This is a genomic window from Amycolatopsis sp. NPDC114484 (assembly GCF_055633755.1).
Genome location: NZ_JBVKDQ010000012.1, coordinates 216284 through 232048, shown reverse-complemented (window position 1 = coordinate 232048; position 15765 = coordinate 216284). Strand labels below are relative to the sequence as shown.

Genomic DNA, 15765 nt, shown 5'->3' with positions numbered 1-15765 from the left:
ATGGTGGTCGGGGCGCGTCACGAGCGGCTCCACGGGCGGGGGTTGGCGACGGAGAGGAGGGCCGGGTGCGTCACGAGCGGCTCCGCAGACGGGGGTTGGCGACGAGATAGAGCACGTCGACGATCAGGTTCACGAGCACGAACCCGGCCGCGATGGTGATGACGAAGCCCTGCACCTTGGCGGTGTCGCCGTCCTGTACGGCCTGGATCATGTTCTGGCCCATGCCGGGCAGCGCGAACATCGTCTCGATCACCACCGCGCCGCCGAGCAGGTAGCCGACCCGGAGGCCGAGCACGGTCAGCGGGTTGACCAGCGCGTTGCGCAGCACGTTCCGCCCGACCACCACGACCGGCGGCAGCCCGCCGCCGCGCGCGGTGCGCACGTAGTCCTTGTCGAGCTCCTCGACCATCGACGTGCGGATCACCCGGGTCAGCTGCGCCGCGACCGGCGCGGCCAGCGCGATCGCGGGCAGCGTCAGCGAGTTCAGCCAGCCGGGGAAGGAATCCGCCGGGCTGACGTAGCCGCTGGTGGGGAACAGGCCCTTGCCCACGGCCAGCCACTGCACCAGCAGCAGTGCGATCCAGAACGCCGGCGCGGCGACCCCGGCGAGCGTCACGAACCGGATGAGGTGGTCCGGCCAGCGGCCGCGGAACAACGCCGAGGTCACGCCGAGCACGACCGAGACGACGAGCGCGAGCGCCAGGCCCAGCAGGGTCAGCTGCAGGGTGAGCGGGAGCGCGGTGGCGATGGTCTGGCCCACCGGCTCCTTGGTGATCACGCTCGTGCCGAAATCGCCCTGCAGCAGATGCCACACGAAGTGCACGTACCGCAGCGGCAACGGGTCGAGCAGGCCGTTCTGCTCACGGAACTGCCGGAGCTGATCCGCGGTGGCGTTGGCTCCGTTGAACGCGGCCATCGCCGGGTCGACCGGCGAGAACCGCATCACGATGAACACGAACAGGATCACGCCGAGCAGCAGCGGGATCAGGGCGAGGATGCGACCGGCCAGCATCCGCACGACGACTGTCACTTCGCGGGCCTCCTTCTCAGACCGGTTTGGCCTGGTTGAGGTAGATGCCCGGGTAACCCTGGGCGCGCACGCCGCTGATCGCCTTCGGGTCCCACGCGGTGCCCATCTGCGTGAAGACGATCGGGTAGATCACCGCCTGCTCGGAAATCTGGTCGAGCAATTGCTTGTACAACCCGTTCCGCTTGGTCTCGTCGGTTTCCGCGGCTGCCTTGTCCTGCAACGCCAGCAACGCGGTGGTGTCGTCGCCGTTCCATCGCGCGTACTTCGTCATGAGCACCGATTGCGCGTCGTAGTAATAGCGGATCAGCAGGTCCGGGTCGTTGCCGAACTGCAGCGGGTTGTTCGTGGTGGCCACGACCTGGAAGTCGTCTCCGTTGTCCAGTTTGGAGAACAGCGCCTTGGTGTCCTGGGAGTCCAAAGTGGTCTGCACGCCGATCGCGTCCCAGCCCTCCTTGATCACCTTGACGCAGTCGAGCACCAGCGAGGTGTTCGTCGTGGACAGTGAGATCTTCAGGCCGCTGACGCCCGCCTCGGCGAGCAGTTGCTTCGCCTTCTCCGGATTGAATTCGAAGCTCTGCGACGCGGGCTGCGAACCGGGCAGCTTGGGGTTGATGAACGAGGTGCCCGCGGTGCCGGTGCCGCGCAGGCCGATCTCGATCATCTTCTTCTTGTCGATCGCGTAATGCAGCGCCTGGCGGACCCGCTTGTCGGCGAACGGCGAGTGCTGGGTGTTGAAAAGGAGGAACAGGTTGTTGCCGCCGTCGGCGAATTCGACCGTGCGCCCCGCCTTGCGCAGCTGCTCGGCGTTGGCGGGCGGGATGTTCTCCGCGATCTGCGCGTCCGGCTTGGCCCCGGAGATCGCCGCTACTCGCGGCGCGGAATCCACAATGGACTTCCAGAGCATCTTGTCGTACGCGGCCGGGCGCGGGCCGTTGTAGTCGGCGAACTTCTCGAACGAGGTGTGCGAGAGCGGGGCCTGTTCGGTGATCTTGTACGGCCCGGAGCCGACGACCTTGCCCGCGGCGGCGGCCTTCCAGTTGTTCTCGAACACGTGCTTGGGCACGATCTTGCAGATCTGGATCCGCTGCAGCGCGTACGGGAACGCGAACTTCAGGGTGAACTCCACGGTCTTCGCGTCGACCTTGGCGACCGACTCCAGCCACTGCGAGAAGAAGCTGTGGATGAGAACGTTTTCTTTCGGGTCGAGCACGCGGGCGTAGGTGAACACCACGTCGTCGGCGGTCACCGGGTAGCCGTCGTGCCACTTCGCGCCGTCGCGAAGCTCGAAGCGCAGCTTGGTGCTCTTGAGATCGGCCGGCAGCGCTTTCGCCAAGCCGGGGAAGGGTTCCCGGGTGACCGGGTCGCCCTCCACGAGCGATTCGCAGCTGTGCAGGATGGCCGCCATCGCGAACGCCGACGCGGTCTGCAGCGGGTCCCAGGTCTGGTTGTTGCCGTACCCGATCACCGCGGTGACGGAACCGGACGAATTGCCGGTCTTGTTGGTCGACGCGGGACCGCCGCACGCGGCGAGCGTCGACGAAACCGCCGCGGCAGCCCCGGCGAGGCCGGCGTAGCGCAGCAGCGCGCGCCGGTTGAACGAAGTCCCCATGGCGGTTCGGGACATGGCGTCTCCTGACTTGATGCGGTGTTCCACCCAGAAAGCATCGAGAAGTAGGACGTGGGACGTCCTATGACTTGCCGGAACCCTAAGTCCCGTTCTCGCCCCGGTCAAGAGGCTTGTCCCCACCCGCGCGGGTGCGGCGGGACGAGCCGATCATGACGTAGGATGTCCTCCGATGGCGACGTGCCAGTGCAAGAAAGACATCCGGGAGACACGTGTGGCGCGCCCGCAACGCAGCGAAGAGATCACCAAGCAGATCATCGACCTGATCGTCGACCGGCAGCTGCCGACCGGCGCGCCGATGCCGACCGAGCTGAGCCTCGCCGAGGACCTCGGGGTCAGCCGGAATTCGATCCGGGAGGCGGTCAAGGCCCTGCAGGCGCTCGGCATCGTGGAGGTCCGGCACGGGTACGGCACGTTCGTCGGCGCGGCCGGGTCGGAGGCGCTGCAGACGTGGCTGCTCTTCCGCACGCGCAGCCGCGGCAGCACCGACGCCGGGCGGCTGCGCGATCTGCTCGAAGTGCGCGAGATGATCGAAACGGAGCTGACCAGCCGGGTCGCGCGCGACCACCGGCCGGAGCTGATCGGCGAACTGCGGGCGTGCGTCGCGCGGATGCGCCGCAAGGGACCGGACGCGGCGGTGGCCGACCGCGAGTTCCACGACCTGATCTGCGCCGAGGCGGGTTTCGACCTGGCGCGCGAGCTGACCGGATTGTTCTGGGACGTCTACCGGGCCGCGGAAGGCGAAATGGGCGGGCCGGTGTCGTCGGCCCCGGCCACCGCGAAACGGCACCAGGCGATCGTGGACGCGCTCGTGAGCGGGGACGCGGAGGCCGCCGCGCAAGCGGTGCACCGGCATTTCGACGAGGTGCGCAAGCGCGCGAAGGCCGGTCGCTACGGCGGCTTCGGCGAGGCACGGCCCGCGGTTTCCGGCTCGGCCGCGAGCTGAGTGTGGTTAATCTGGGGTTGTGACGACTCCGGAGATCGCTTTTCTGCCGCCGTCCGCCGCTGAGGACACCGCGCTGGTGGCTCTGCTGACCGAGCTGGTGAACACCGTCTACGCCAAGGCTGAAGCCGGGTTGTGGGCCGGTTCGGCCGATCGGACCAATGCTCCGGAGATGGCCGGGCTCGTTCGCGCGGGCGAGATCGCGGTCGCCCGGCTCGCCGGGGACGTGGTGGGTTCGGTTCGGATCCAGCGGCTGGCCGAGGATCTGGGGGAGTTCGGTCTGCTCGCTGCCTCGCCGGAGGTGCGCGGGGCGGGGATCGGGCGCGAGCTGGTGCGGTTCGCGGAGGACCGCTGCCGGGCTCAGGGGTGTACGCGGATGCAGCTTGAGCTGTTGGTGCCGCGGGAGTGGACGCATCCGTCGAAGGAGTTCCTCGCGCAGTGGTACAGCCGGCTGGGGTACCGGGTGGTGGAGACGTCGACGATCGACGAGCCGCATCCCGAGCTGGCCCAGTTGCTGGCCACCCCGTGCGATTTTCTCATCTGGCACAAGGATCTCGGCTGAGCCAGGCCGCGGCTTCCCGTCCGGTTCTGTCCTGGTGTCAATTCTGACCAGGTGGTAGAAATTGGCGAAAGCCTTCTATCGCTGGGAGCTGGCATGGGTGGACCTTCGGTGCAGCTGTACTCCGTGCGCGACGCGTTCGCGGCTGATCCGGACGAGACGTTGCGGCGGCTGGCTGCGATCGGGTTCAGCCGGGTGGAGCCGTACGGGGTGGTGGAGAACGTCGAGGCGCTGGGCGCCGGGTTGGCGGCGCATGGGTTGAGTGCGCCTACCGCGCATGCCGCGTTGGTGGGGAAGGACCTGGAAGCGGTGTTCGCCGCGGCTCGGGAGCTGGGGATCGGGGTGGTTATCGAGCCGCTGGTTCCGGCGGCACAGTGGCAGAATTCGGCGGATATCGCCGCTACTGCTTCGGCGCTCAATGCCGCGGCCGAGGTCGCGGCGGGGTATGGGATTCGGGTGGGGTACCACAACCATTGGTGGGAGCTGGAATCGCGGATCGACGGGCGCAATGCGTTGGAGGTCTTCGCGGATCAGCTCTCTTCGGAGGTTGTGCTGGAGATCGACGTCTACTGGGCCACGGCGGGCGGTGAGGACGCGCCCGCGTTGCTGAAGCGGTTGGGGGAGCGGGTTTTCGCGATTCACGTGAAGGACGGGTCGTTGGCTGCCGATGCCAGCGGTCAGGTGCCCGCGGGGCAAGGGCGGGTGCCGCTCGGGGAAGTGCTCGCCGCGGCTCCGGAAGCGTTGCGGGTGGTGGAGTTTGATCAGCACGAGGACGTTTTCGGGGGTATTGCGGAGAGTTTCGCGTATCTCGCCGGGGTGGAGAAGTGACTGTCGGCGTCGGGGTGGTCGGGGCGGGGTTTATCAGTGACACCTATTTGGAGAATTTGACGGCGTTTCCGGACGTTCGGGTCGAGGCTGTCGCTGATCTCGATGTCGATCGGGCTCGGGCGCAGGCGGAGAAATACGGGGTTCCTCGGAGCGGTTCGGTCGGGGATCTGCTTGCGTTGCCGGATGTTGAGATCGTGGTGAACCTGACTGTGCCCGCGGTGCATGTCGAGGTGAGTCTCGCGGCGGTGGAGGCGGGGAAGCACGTTTGGACGGAGAAGCCGATCGGGCTGGATCGCCAGACTGTGCGGAAGTTGCTTGACCGGGCGCGGGACAAGGGGGTGCGGGTGGCTAGCGCGCCGGACACTGTTCTCGGTGCCGGGCAGCAGACCGCGTTTCGGGCGCTGGAATCCGGTCGGATCGGGGAGCCTGCTACGGCGTTGGCTTTGTTTCAGACGCCTGGGCCGGAGAGCTGGCATCCCGCGCCGGAGTTCCTGTACCAGGCCGGTGGCGGGCCGTTGCTGGATATCGGGCCGTATTACTTGACGCAGCTGGTTCAGGTTTTTGGTTCTGTGCGGAAGGTTACCGGGGTTGGCGCGCGGGGGCGGGAGACTCGGGTGATCGGGTCCGGGCCTCGGGCTGGGACTGAGTTTCCGGTTACGGTGCCCACTACGGTGAACGCGTTGGTGGAGTTTGTGCGCGGGGGTAGTGCGCAGGTTGTGCTGACGTTTGACTCCGCGTTGCGGCGTACGGGGTTTGTCGAGGTGACCGGGGGGTTGGGGACGGCGGTTTTGCCGGATCCTAATCGGTTTGACGGTTCTACTGTGGTGCATTCGGGTGGGGAGCCGGAGGAGTTGAGTGCGGTGGGGCATTCGGCTTCTCGAGGGGTTGGGGTGCTCGATCTGGCTCGGTCGATTCGGGGCGGGGTGCCGGAGCGGGCTTCGGGGGAGCTGGCGTTTCACGTGCTGGACGTGATGGTGGGGGTGGAGGAGTCGATGGAGCGCGGGGTGGGGGTTGAGGTGGACAGCCGGGTGGAGGTGGGGGAGTTGTTGCCGGTGGGGTGGGATCCGTATGTGCGGACGTTGTGAGGGGGGCTCGTCGCCTGGCGGCGACATTGCTCCTCGTTGTTGCGTGGGGCACCCCGAAGCTGATTGTGCTGACGGTCTGGGGGTGCTTGTCAAGGCGGGAAAGATGCCTTGACAAGCACCCCCAGACCGCAGGGAGGCTTCGTATCGGGGTGCGGGGGGGGTGTGGGTGCTTGGCTGGGGTGGGTGCGCTGGCTGCGGTTCGAGGTGGGGTGGGGCTAGCGGTCTGTGAAGGGCTCCTTGAGGGAATCTAAGTCCGTGAAGGGGCCCCTCACGACCTCGCGCTGGTCGTGAGGGGAACCCTGCGGGAATCAGAGTCCCTCAGGGTTCCCCTCACGGACGGCGAGCGGGAATCGGCGGCCATCTGGGCGAGATTTCCGGATTCCGCCTATTCCGGGAACAGGGGGACGGTCAGGAGAGTTTGCAGAGAGAGGCGGAGGGAACCGACTACATCGACTTGCGTGGGGGTGGTGAGCCACTGGACCTGGAGGCCGTCCATCAGTGCGATGAAGGTGAGTGCCGCCAAGTCCGGGTTTACGCCGGGGCGCAGCTCGCCTGTTTCGGCGAGCGCGTGGAACGACTGGGCGATGCTGTCGCGGGCCTCGCGGTAATGGCGGGCGAAGTAGCCGTGCGCGGGGTGGTCTTCGGAGACTGCTTCGGCGGCGAGGCGCGAGTACAGGTCGACGATGCCTCGGTGGCGGACGTTGTGCTCGGCCAGTGCGAGGAAGCGGCGCAGGACGTCCAGGCCGGGCGGGGCGGCGGTCAGTTGTTCGCGCGCGGCGTCTTCGGCGTCGCGGCGTTCCAGGACCGCGGCGAGCAGCGCTTCCTTCGTCGGGAAGTGGTACAGCAGCCCGGCGTGGGTGATGCCCGCTCGTTTCGCGATTTCCCGCAGGGACGACGCGTGGTAGCCCGCCTCGCCGTACACCGCGGCGGCCGCCGAAACGATGTCGTCGCGGCGGATTCTGCCCTTCAGGTAGCCCCCGCTCACGGGGCGGCGATCGGTTCGGCTTCCACCCGCCCATCATGCCCCGCCCGTCCCTGTGTTCCTGCCTGGACCCGACCCCCGAAGAGGAGCCGAGCCCGATGACCGAGCTTTCCCCGTCTCCGGTGCTGCCCCGCGCGGCCCGCGCCGCCACCTGGACCGTGTTCGCCCTGTGCGGGTTCGCGGTCGGCATGTGGGTGGTGCACATCCCGGTGATCGAGCGCGCGACCGGCGTCTCGCACACCGCGCTCGGGGCGTTGCTGCTGGTGCTCGGCGGTTCGGCGTTGATCGGGATGCAGGTGACCGGGCCGCTCGCCGATCGGTTCGGGCATCCACGGGTCGTGTCTGTCGCGGGGGTGCTCCTGGGGGTCGCGGTCGTGCTGCCGGGGCTCGCGGCGAACTGGTGGACGCTCGGGCTGGCGCTCGCGGCGTTCGGGTTCTTCAACGGGTCGCTGGACGTCGCGATGAACGCGCACGCGGTCGTCGTGGAACGGGCTTATCCGCGGCCGATCATGGCGGCGTTCCACGCGATGTGGTCGATCGGCGGTGCGATCGCGGCGGTCGTCGGCGCGGCGGTGCTGGGCGCGGGCGTGCCGACGCTCGTGTCGCTCGGCGGTACCGGGGCGCTGTGCGTCGTGGTTTCGCTGGTGGTCCGCCGGTACCTGCTCGACTCGTCGGACGAGGCTGCCGAGGAAACCGCTGAGGAAGCCAAACCGACGCGTACGCCCACCCGCGTGGTGTGGTTGCTGGGTCTGCTGGCGTTCGCGCTGATGCTGTCGGAGGGCGTCGCGAACGACTGGGCCGCGCTGTATCTGCGAGACGGGCTGGGGACGTCCGAAAGCACCGCCGCCCTGGCTTACGGTTCGTTCGCGGTGGCGATGACAGTCGGCCGATTCGCGACCGACCGGGTGGCCGCGCTAGCCGGTCCGGTCGCGGTGGTGCGCTACGGAAGCGGGCTGGCGGCGCTGGGGCTGGCGATCGCGTCGCTGGCGCCGTGGGTGCCGTTGTCGTTGTGCGGCTGGGCGTTGTTCGGGCTCGGGCTTTCCGGTGGCGTCCCGCAGTTGTTCACCGCGGCGGGCAACCTGGACAAGCGCGCGTCGGGGGCGTTGATGGCGCGGGTGGTCGGCGTCGGGTACGTCGGGCTGCTGGCCGGTCCGGCGATCATCGGCGGGCTGGCGCACTGGGTGCCGCTGAACGTCGCGTTCCTGCTGCCGCTGGCGTTGTGCGTGGTGGCGGTGGTGTTCGCGCCCGCGATGAAGCCTCGCGGCTGAGGTCACCTGCCGCAAGCCTGCGGCTGCAGCGTTTGCCCCCCGCCGGAAAGCGTGATCGTTCCGGACGCCCCGCCCCCGCCCGCCGCGAGCACCGTGCAAACGATCTGCGAGACGGCATTGGGCGACAATTCCCGGACATTGACCCCGATCTCCGCGTCGCCCACCCCGATGGCGATCGGCTCGAACGACGGCGGAAGCTCCGTCGTGTAACCGCCGGCCCGTTCGCCCTCGTCCGGCCCGCGCTCCAGCACCCGGACCCGATCCGCGGCGACGTCGCCGACTCCGCTGCGCACCACCGGCACGACGTTCCCGTTCAACACGAAATACACCGTCGCGTTGTATCCGCTGTTCCCGTTAGGCGGCCCGCTGGGCGCGTTTTCCCCGGGGATCACGCCGCTGGGCCGCACCCCGCAGCCCACCGCCAGCAGCAACACTGCGATCAGCGCCAGCACCCGCTTCACTGCCGCACCTCCCGCGGCAGCCGCAACGTGAACACCGCGCCGCCCCCGGGCCGGTTCCCGGCGGTCAGCTTCCCGTGGTGCAACCGCGCGTTCTCCCAAGCGATAGCGAGCCCGAGCCCGCTCCCTTCCGAGCGGCTGCGAGCGGTATCCGCCTTGTAGAACCGGGCGAACACGTGCGGAAGCACCTCCTCGTCCAGCCCCGGGCCGGAGTCTTCGACGGAAAGCGTGATCCCCGCCTGGTCGCCCCGCAACCGGATGGTCACCGGCTCCCCGCCGTGCCGCAGCGCGTTCCCGACGAGGTTGGCCACGATCACGTCGAGCCGGCGCGGATCGACGCGCGCCCGGATCCCGTCCGGCAGATCGGTCTCCACCTCGAATCCCCGCGCCCGCAGAGTCGCTCGGACCGCCTCGGCCACATCGACGTCGTCCACCGCGAGCGAGGCGGTGCCGGAGTCGAACCGGGTGACCTCGATCAGGTCGTTCACCAGCCGCGCCAGGTTGTGCGTCTCCTGGCTGACCAGCCGGACCGCCTCGCCCGCCGCGTCCGGCAGCCGCTTCGCTTCGGCGTCGAGCATGTCGGTGACCGCGGTCATCGCGGCCAGCGGCGTGCGCAGTTCGTGCGACACGTCGGCGACGAACCGCCGCGCGTCGGCTTCCATCCGGCGCAGTTCGCCGACGTGGCGTTGCAGCGAGTCGGCCGTCGAGTTGAACGTCTCGGCGACGCTGGCCAGCTCGTCGCTGCCGCGGACGGTGATCCGGGCGTCGAGGTCGCCCGCGCCGAGCCTGCGGGCCGCGCGCTGCAGCTCGCCAACCGGCCGCAACACGCTGCTCGCGGCCAGCACGGCAAGCACCAGCGCCACCACCAGCGCGGCCCCGCCGGTGAGCCACGCGTCCCGGGCGAGCCGGTTCACCGCCTCGATTTCCGCGTCGAGATTGCGCAGTTCGTAGACCTCGATGCCGGAGGGGATCGTCGGATTCCGCCGGTCGCCGGTCGAGATCAGCAACGGGGAGCCCAGCGCCAGCTGCGTCACCCCGCCGACGTCCACGCGCTGCCACGCGACCCGGCCGGATTGCACCACCGCCCGCAGTTCCGGCGTGATCACCGCGGCGGGCATGTTGCCCGCGCTGTGCCCGCCGCTGATCACCAGCGCGGAGTTCTTCCGGCCGTTCAGCCGGTCGGCGGCCGACTGCAGCGCGCCCGTGTCCACCGGCCGCCGGGGGAGCGGGTAGAGCTGCTTGAGCTGGGTCGTCATCTCGACGGCGGCGTTGTCCTGGGTGCGCTGCAGGATCCCGTCGCGGGCCTGCACGTAGCCGATCCCGGCGACGGCCAGCGCGGTGAACACGCTCAGCAGCGCGAACGCCACCAGCAGCCGGGTGCGCAGGCCCCGGAACCGCCAGCCGGTCACAGCGGCCCGAAGCGATAGCCGAAACCGCGCAGGGTCTGGACGTACGCCGGTTTCGCGGCGTCGTCCTCGATCTTGGAACGCAGCCGCTGCACGCACGCGTCGACGAGCCGCGAATCGCCGAGATAGCCCTGATCCCACACGGATTCGAGCAGCTGCTGGCGGCTGAGCACGCGGCCGGGGGAGGCGGACAGCTCCAGCAGCAGCCGCAGTTCGGTCGGCGCGAGCCCGATGACCGTGCCGTGCTTGCTGACCACGAGACCCTCGCGGTCGATCGTGAGGTCGCCGTGCCGTTCCGGACCCGGTTTCGCGCCCTGGCCGCGCGGTTCGCCGCCGGTGCGGCGCAGCACGGCGCGGATGCGCGCCTCCAGGACGCGGGCCTGCGCGGGCTTCACGACGTAGTCGTCGGCTCCCGCTTCGAGCCCGGCCACCACGTCGATGTCGTCGTTGCGCGCGGTGAGCATGATGATCGGCAGGTCGCCGGACGCGCGGATGCGCCGGCACACCTCGAAGCCGTCCATCCCGGGCAGCATGAGGTCGAGGACGACGACGTCGGCCGCGTCCCCGGCGAGCCGGGCGAGGCCCTCCTCGCCGGTCTCCACCGCGTCGACCGTGTGACCCTGGTACGTCAGGGCCAGCCGCAGGCCGTCGCGCACGGCCTGGTCGTCTTCGATCAGCAGCACCCTCGGCATGTCTCCCACTATCGCAGCCCGCCCGTCCGGCCGCCCGGACAGTCCACAGCGGACAGCCGGGCCCCAGCCTGCCCGGCCCGCATGCCCGCCCGGTGCGTGCCGTGTCATCGTTCGGTAACAGCGCCGTCGTGGGGAACTGTTACAGAGCTGTCAAACTCCGTGCGCAGTGCGCGCACACTGGGGCCCGAAAGTGAACCCCATGATCGAGTCGCTTCGCCGGCCCCGGGTCCTCGCGGCCGTCACCCGCCTCCTGGCAGTGGCGCTGCTCCCGGCGGCGTTCCTGCGTTCGCCCGGCCGCGGCCGGTACCTGGCCTGCCAGTGGGCGCTCGCGGTGCGATACCCGGCGGAGGACCTCGCGGGCCTCAGCGAACCGGCCCGCGCGGCCTTCACCGCGGCGCGCGCCGAGGCGTTCTGGCAGCACCGCCAGCTCATCGGCCTGACCTCCGGCCACCGCGACGCCGCCCATCAGCACCGGCTGTTCGCCGAAGAGGTGCACCGCACCGGCTCCGTCGCCGCGGCTCGGCGCCGGGTGTTGCCGCCGCACGAGTCGGCACACGTCCGCGGCACCGCACTGGACGTGCGCCCGAGCGAGGGCGCGGCGTGGCTGGAGCGGCACGGGCCGGAGTATCGGCTGTATCGCCGTTACGACAACGAATGGTGGCACTTCGAGTACCACGCGCACACCGTGCCGATGCGGTTGCCGGACCCGGACGCGCTGCGCCCGTCTTCGATGGCCCGGGTCGCCAGCTAGGGTGATTTCCCTGACGCGGCACGGGCTTCCAGGTATTTTTGCTCTGGAAAGCTGAGCGTTTTCTGTGCCGCTGAACGGTAATAGACGCGGGCTTGCTCGCGCTCGCCCGCCAGATCGAGCAGATGCGCGCGCACGACGTCGACGCGATGGTGCTCGTCCAGCCCGGCGATCTCGTCCAGCTGCCGCAACCCCTCGCGCGCGCCGTGGACCATGGCGACCGGGACGATCCGGTTCAGCGCCGCGACCGGACTCGGCGCGACGGCGAGGAGAAGGTCGTAGAGGGCGAGGATCTGCGGCCAATCGGTGTCCTCGGCGCGGGCCGCCTCGGCGTGCACAGCGGCGATCGCGGCCTCGAGCTGATACGGCCCGAGCTGGGCGGTGGCCAGGGTTTTCCCGATCAGGTCGAGCCCTTCGGCGATCGCCGCGGAGTCCCAGCGGGAACGGTCCTGTTCGGCCAGCGGCACGGCGGTGCCGTCGGGCCGGGTCCGCGCGGGCCGCCGGGCGTCGCTGAGCAGCATGAGCGCCAGCAGCCCGGCGACCTCGCCGTCGCCGGGGGCCTGCGCGTGCAGCTGCCGGGTGAGCCGGATGGCCTCGGCGGTGAGTTCGACCCGGTTGACGGCGGTCCCGGAGCTGGCGGTGTGTCCCTCGGTGAAGATCAGGTACAGCACCTGCAGCACCGCGGCCATCCGCTCGGCCCGCTCCTCCGGCGGCGGCATCCGGAACCGCGCGCCGCTGAGCCGTTTCTTCGCCCGGTTGATCCGCTGGCTCACGGTTTTCTCCGGGACCAGCAGGGCCCGGCCGATCTCCGCCGTGGTGAGGCCGCCGACCGCCCGCAGCGTCAACGCGAGCTGGGACGATTTGCCGAGTTCGGGGTGACAGCACAGCATCAGCAGGGTCAGCGTGTCGTCGTCGGCCGGTGCCAGTTCCGGCTGCGGCACTGCCAGTCCGGCGGCGGTGTGCTCGCGTTGCCGTCGGGCGGATTCGCTGCGTTCGATGTCGATGCGCCTGCGCGCGGCCGCGGTGATCAGCCAGCTTTTGGGGTTGTCCGGCATGCCCTGCTCCGGCCACTTCAACGCGGCGGCGAGCAACGCTTCCTGCACCGCGTCCTCGCACCGCGAGAAGTCGCCGAACCGGCGGCAGACGGCGTTGAGCACCTGCGGCGCGAGGTCGCGCAGGAGCTGTTCGAAACCGGGCGGGGGAGTCAGAGATCCAGCTCTTTCACGTTCCGGACCGGCCGTACCTCGACCTTGCCGTACAGCGCGTCCGGCACCCGCGCGGCGTGTTCCAGCGCCCGTTCCATGCTCTCGCATTCGACCAGGTAGAAGCCGACGAGATGCTCTTTGACCTCGGCGAACGGCCCGTCGCTCGCCACCGCCTTGCCGTCCCGCACGGTGACGCACTTGGCTTCGGCGGGATCGGCCAGCCCGTCGCTGAGCACCAGCTCGCCGGACTCTTCGAGCGCCCGGCTGAGCGCGAGGTGGCTCCGGCCGAACTCGGCCTTCTTCTCGTCCGGCAGCTCCTCCCACAGCGCCCGGAAGCGCGGATTGCTGTGGATCATGATCAGGTACCGCACGAAGGCCCCCTTCGAAACTTTTCCGCCGCCGGTGTCGCCTTCCGGATTCCGGCTCCGACGTCCCCGGCGAAGGTCAGCTGAGAAAGGAGCATAGTAGTGCGGAAGATCGTGGCGGGACTGTCGGTTTCGCTGGACGGGGTGACCGAGTCGCCGCCGGACTGGATGATGTTGAACCACGAGGCGGACGAGCTGATCCGGGCCAGTATCGCCGAGTCCGACGCCGTCCTGCTCGGCCGGAACACCTACGCGGAGTTCGCCCGGATGTGGCCAGGGCTGGGCTGCTCGTCGCCGATGGCCGCGTTCCTGAACAACACCCCGAAGTACGTCGTGTCGAGCACGCTCGCCGATCTGGACTGGGGCGGCTCGACGCTGCTCGGCTCCGATCTGGCGGCCGAATTGACCGCGCTCAAGAGCGACCCGGGCAAGAACATCCACATTCCCGGCAGTCCTCGGCTGGTGCGCTCGCTGCTGTCGGCGGGTCTGCTGGACGAGCTGAATCTGCTGATCCACCCGATCGTGCTCGGCTCGGGCGCGCGGCTGTTCGAGGAGCCCGCCGACCGGGCCGACCTTGAACTCGCCGCTTCCCGGACCTTCGAAAACGGCGTCCTCTCGGTGACATACCGACCGAAGCGGCACTGACAGTTCTCAAGGAGAGAAAATGTTCGACACCAGCAAGGCATTCAGCGGTTTCTCCGTGGACGACATCCCGGCCGCGCGGAAGTTCTACGCCGAGACGCTCGGCGTCGAGGTCACCGAAAACTGGGGGATGCTGCGTCTGCGGCTCGCCGAAGGACGCGAAGTGCTCGTCTACCCGAAGGGCGACAAGCACGTTCCGGCCGAGTACACCATTCTCAACTTCCCGGTCGACGACATCGACCAGGCGGTCGCGGACCTCGGCGCGGCAGGCGTTTCCTTCGAACCGTTCGACGGGGTGGACGACAACGGCGTCTTCCGGCTCGGCGGTCCGCTGATCGCGTGGTTCAAGGATCCGGCGGGGAATATTCTTTCGGTCCTGCAGGAAAACTGAAGAGCAAGAGTGAAGATGCCGGACCGGGCGCGCGGGTGAGAAGTTGGAGGCATGACGACAATTTCGGCGCCGGCTCGGACGGGCTGGCGGGGATTGCTCGCGCTGGCGGCGGCAGTAGTCGTGACCGCGTCGGCGGTGGGCTTTTTCCGGGCTTTCCAGATGCCGGGAATGGAGGCGATGGATTCGACGGGTTCGACGGCCGACCGGCGGCTGCACGGCATGGCGCTGGCCGACATGCCGGAGATGTTCGTCGCCGGAACGGCCTTGCTCCTCGCGCTCGGAGCCGCGCTGGTTCTCGGCCGGACGCGCCGCAGTGCCGCCCTCGTTGACCCGCCGCAGCCGAAAGTCCGGGGAAGGCGGACGATCGCGGTGGTCGCTACCGCCGCGCTGACGATCGACATCAGCAAGACCTCGACGCTCGGGTTCGTCATCCCCGGCCTGCGCGCGGAATACGGCATCGACGCCTCGGCAGCGTCGCTGCTGGCGGTGAGCGGGCTGTCCGGCACCGCGTTGGGCGCGTTGCTGTGCGGCCAATTGGCCGAGCGCATCGGCCGCCGCGCCTGCTACCTGCTCGCCACGCTCGGGTTCACCGCGACCAGCATGTGCGGCACCATGCCGGATTTCGGCGGCAACGTGGTGATGTGCTTCCTGATGGGCATCGCCGTCGGCGGGCTGGCTCCGATGCTGATCACCGTGCTCAGCGACCTCTTCCCGGGGCCCGGCAGGGGAGCGGTGGTGACCGGGCTGTCGATCGTGGCGACCGCGATCGGCTACCTGGTCGCGTCCGGTTCGGCGTGGTGGCTGGAACCGGTGTTCGGGTGGCGGGTGCTGTGGCTCATCGGCGCGCCGACCGGGCTGCTGCTGGCCGCCGCGGCGGCGGTCATCCCGGATCGGCGAAGCGCTCCCGCGCATCCCGCGGCGGAGCCGAACTGGCTGGCCCGGAACACGCTCACGACCCGGCTGCAATGGGTGTTCGCGTTTTCGATCGGCTTGACCACGTTCGGCCTGACGACCTGGGTGCCGACCCTGTCCCGCGCCGGCGGGCTTTTGCTGACCACGGCGAACGCCCTGCTCGCCGGATCCGCGGTGGCGATGGTGCTGTGTGCGGGTCTGCTGGTTCTCGGCTACCGCCGGTTCGGCCCGGCCGGCGTGACAGTGCGGTTGGCCGTGTGCACCGCGGTGCTGTTGCTGGCACTCGCGGTGTCCGGATGGGCGGTCGCCGCGCCGTGGCTGTCGGCTGCCGTGCTGACGGTCGCGTTGCTGGGCGTCAACACGATGGCCGCGGTGTTCCTCCCGGTCGCCGCCGACGTGGCCGACGACGGCCAGCGCGGGCGGGTGGCCGGGTCGGTGTCGTTCTTCAACCGGCTCGGCGGATTGGCTGGACCGCTGGCGCTTTCGCTCCTGGTGACGTCGGTGGCGGACGTGCTGACGGCGGTCGCGATCCTCGCGCTGCTGTGCGGTTCGGTCGCGGCTTACACGAGCCGGCGACAACGGGTGCTGCGGAAAGCCGGCGCCGGGTCATTCTGACTGTCCACAGTG

17 protein-coding genes are annotated in these 15765 nt (G+C 69.4%); 9 read left to right on the top strand and 8 right to left on the bottom strand.

Annotated elements, in window-relative coordinates:
- Positions 1–70: 70 nt before the first annotated feature.
- The gene (locus ACZ7SW_RS28040) at positions 71–1030 is read right to left on the bottom strand and encodes an ABC transporter permease (RefSeq protein WP_470233345.1); all 960 of its coding nucleotides are present in this window, start codon (positions 1028–1030) and stop codon (positions 71–73) included.
- Positions 1031–1046: 16 nt separating this feature from the next.
- Complete coding sequence (locus ACZ7SW_RS28035) at positions 1047–2654, bottom strand: ABC transporter substrate-binding protein (protein ID WP_470233344.1); 1608 nt, start codon at positions 2652–2654, stop codon at positions 1047–1049.
- A 214-nt stretch (positions 2655–2868) separates the two neighbouring features.
- On the opposite strand from ACZ7SW_RS28035, the gene ACZ7SW_RS28030 reads away from it, so the two are divergent.
- The 4 genes from ACZ7SW_RS28030 (at position 2869) to ACZ7SW_RS28015 (ending at position 6069) form a co-directional block, all read left to right on the top strand.
- Positions 2869–3600, top strand: a complete 732-nt coding sequence (locus ACZ7SW_RS28030; protein ID WP_470233343.1) for a FadR/GntR family transcriptional regulator — start codon at positions 2869–2871, stop codon at positions 3598–3600.
- 19 nt (positions 3601–3619) lie between these two features.
- Positions 3620–4159 (top strand): GNAT family N-acetyltransferase, encoded by a 540-nt coding sequence (locus ACZ7SW_RS28025; protein ID WP_470233342.1) that lies wholly within the window; start codon positions 3620–3622, stop codon positions 4157–4159.
- Between the two features lie 93 nt (positions 4160–4252).
- Positions 4253–4984, top strand: coding sequence for a sugar phosphate isomerase/epimerase family protein (locus ACZ7SW_RS28020; protein WP_470233341.1), 732 nt, complete (start codon positions 4253–4255; stop codon positions 4982–4984).
- Entirely contained in the window at positions 4981–6069 is a 1089-nt protein-coding gene (locus ACZ7SW_RS28015; protein ID WP_470233340.1) for a Gfo/Idh/MocA family protein, read from the top strand. The genes ACZ7SW_RS28020 and ACZ7SW_RS28015 overlap by 4 nt, the downstream gene beginning before the upstream one ends.
- 385 nt (positions 6070–6454) lie before the next feature.
- On the opposite strand, the gene ACZ7SW_RS28010 is transcribed toward ACZ7SW_RS28015, so the two are convergent.
- A complete protein-coding gene (locus ACZ7SW_RS28010; protein ID WP_470233339.1) occupies positions 6455–7054 on the bottom strand; it encodes a TetR/AcrR family transcriptional regulator in 600 nt (199 codons plus the stop codon).
- Positions 7055–7149: 95 nt separating this feature from the next.
- On the opposite strand from ACZ7SW_RS28010, the gene ACZ7SW_RS28005 reads away from it, so the two are divergent.
- Positions 7150–8319, top strand: coding sequence for an MFS transporter (locus ACZ7SW_RS28005; RefSeq protein WP_470233338.1), 1170 nt, complete (start codon positions 7150–7152; stop codon positions 8317–8319).
- Positions 8320–8321: 2 nt separating this feature from the next.
- Here ACZ7SW_RS28005 and ACZ7SW_RS28000 read toward each other — a convergent pair whose 3' ends face one another.
- The 3 genes from ACZ7SW_RS28000 to ACZ7SW_RS27990 are packed head-to-tail and all read right to left on the bottom strand — an operon-like array spanning position 8322 to position 10875.
- Entirely contained in the window at positions 8322–8780 is a 459-nt protein-coding gene (locus tag ACZ7SW_RS28000; protein WP_470233337.1) for a hypothetical protein, read from the bottom strand.
- On the bottom strand, positions 8777–10186 hold the full coding sequence (locus ACZ7SW_RS27995) for an ATP-binding protein (protein ID WP_470233336.1): 1410 nt from the start codon (positions 10184–10186) through the stop codon (positions 8777–8779). The genes ACZ7SW_RS28000 and ACZ7SW_RS27995 overlap by 4 nt, the downstream gene beginning before the upstream one ends.
- Positions 10183–10875, bottom strand: coding sequence for a response regulator (locus ACZ7SW_RS27990; RefSeq protein ID WP_470233335.1), 693 nt, complete (start codon positions 10873–10875; stop codon positions 10183–10185). Before ACZ7SW_RS27990 ends, ACZ7SW_RS27995 begins: the two co-directional genes overlap by 4 nt.
- 199 nt (positions 10876–11074) lie before the next feature.
- Between ACZ7SW_RS27990 and ACZ7SW_RS27985 the strand changes: the two genes are divergently transcribed.
- Entirely contained in the window at positions 11075–11626 is a 552-nt protein-coding gene (locus ACZ7SW_RS27985; protein WP_470233334.1) for a M15 family metallopeptidase domain-containing protein, read from the top strand.
- On the opposite strand, the gene ACZ7SW_RS27980 is transcribed toward ACZ7SW_RS27985, so the two are convergent.
- Complete coding sequence (locus tag ACZ7SW_RS27980; protein WP_470233393.1) at positions 11623–12831, bottom strand: RNA polymerase sigma factor; 1209 nt, start codon at positions 12829–12831, stop codon at positions 11623–11625. The two genes, ACZ7SW_RS27985 and ACZ7SW_RS27980, sit on opposite strands and share 4 nt — an antisense overlap.
- Positions 12828–13199, bottom strand: a complete 372-nt coding sequence (locus ACZ7SW_RS27975) for a YciI family protein (protein ID WP_470233333.1) — start codon at positions 13197–13199, stop codon at positions 12828–12830. Before ACZ7SW_RS27975 ends, ACZ7SW_RS27980 begins: the two co-directional genes overlap by 4 nt.
- Before the next feature lie 96 nt (positions 13200–13295).
- On the opposite strand from ACZ7SW_RS27975, the gene ACZ7SW_RS27970 reads away from it, so the two are divergent.
- From ACZ7SW_RS27970 to ACZ7SW_RS27960, 3 genes are read left to right on the top strand one after another with little or no spacing between them, the layout of a single operon-like run.
- The gene (locus ACZ7SW_RS27970; protein ID WP_470233332.1) at positions 13296–13838 is read left to right on the top strand and encodes a dihydrofolate reductase family protein; all 543 of its coding nucleotides are present in this window, start codon (positions 13296–13298) and stop codon (positions 13836–13838) included.
- 19 nt (positions 13839–13857) lie between these two features.
- Positions 13858–14226 carry a VOC family protein gene (locus tag ACZ7SW_RS27965; RefSeq protein ID WP_470233331.1) on the top strand — a complete coding sequence of 123 codons (369 nt, stop codon included), beginning with the start codon at positions 13858–13860 and terminating at the stop codon, positions 14224–14226.
- 51 nt (positions 14227–14277) lie between these two features.
- Positions 14278–15753, top strand: coding sequence for an MFS transporter (locus tag ACZ7SW_RS27960; protein ID WP_470233330.1), 1476 nt, complete (start codon positions 14278–14280; stop codon positions 15751–15753).
- Positions 15754–15765: the final 12 nt, after the last annotated feature.

Bases quoted from the DNA above. Each gene is read 5' to 3' on its own strand.
- ACZ7SW_RS28005 (WP_470233338.1), top strand. From the start codon at position 7,150: ATGACCGAGCTTTCCCCGTCTCCGGTGCTGCCCCGCGCGGCCCGCGCC.
- ACZ7SW_RS28035 (WP_470233344.1), bottom strand. From the start codon at position 2,654: ATGTCCCGAACCGCCATGGGGACTTCGTTCAACCGGCGCGCGCTGCTG.
- ACZ7SW_RS27965 (WP_470233331.1), top strand. From the start codon at position 13,858: ATGTTCGACACCAGCAAGGCATTCAGCGGTTTCTCCGTGGACGACATC.
- ACZ7SW_RS27990 (WP_470233335.1), bottom strand. From the start codon at position 10,875: ATGCCGAGGGTGCTGCTGATCGAAGACGACCAGGCCGTGCGCGACGGC.
- ACZ7SW_RS27960 (WP_470233330.1), top strand. From the start codon at position 14,278: ATGACGACAATTTCGGCGCCGGCTCGGACGGGCTGGCGGGGATTGCTC.
- ACZ7SW_RS28020 (WP_470233341.1), top strand. From the start codon at position 4,253: ATGGGTGGACCTTCGGTGCAGCTGTACTCCGTGCGCGACGCGTTCGCG.
- ACZ7SW_RS27985 (WP_470233334.1), top strand. From the start codon at position 11,075: ATGATCGAGTCGCTTCGCCGGCCCCGGGTCCTCGCGGCCGTCACCCGC.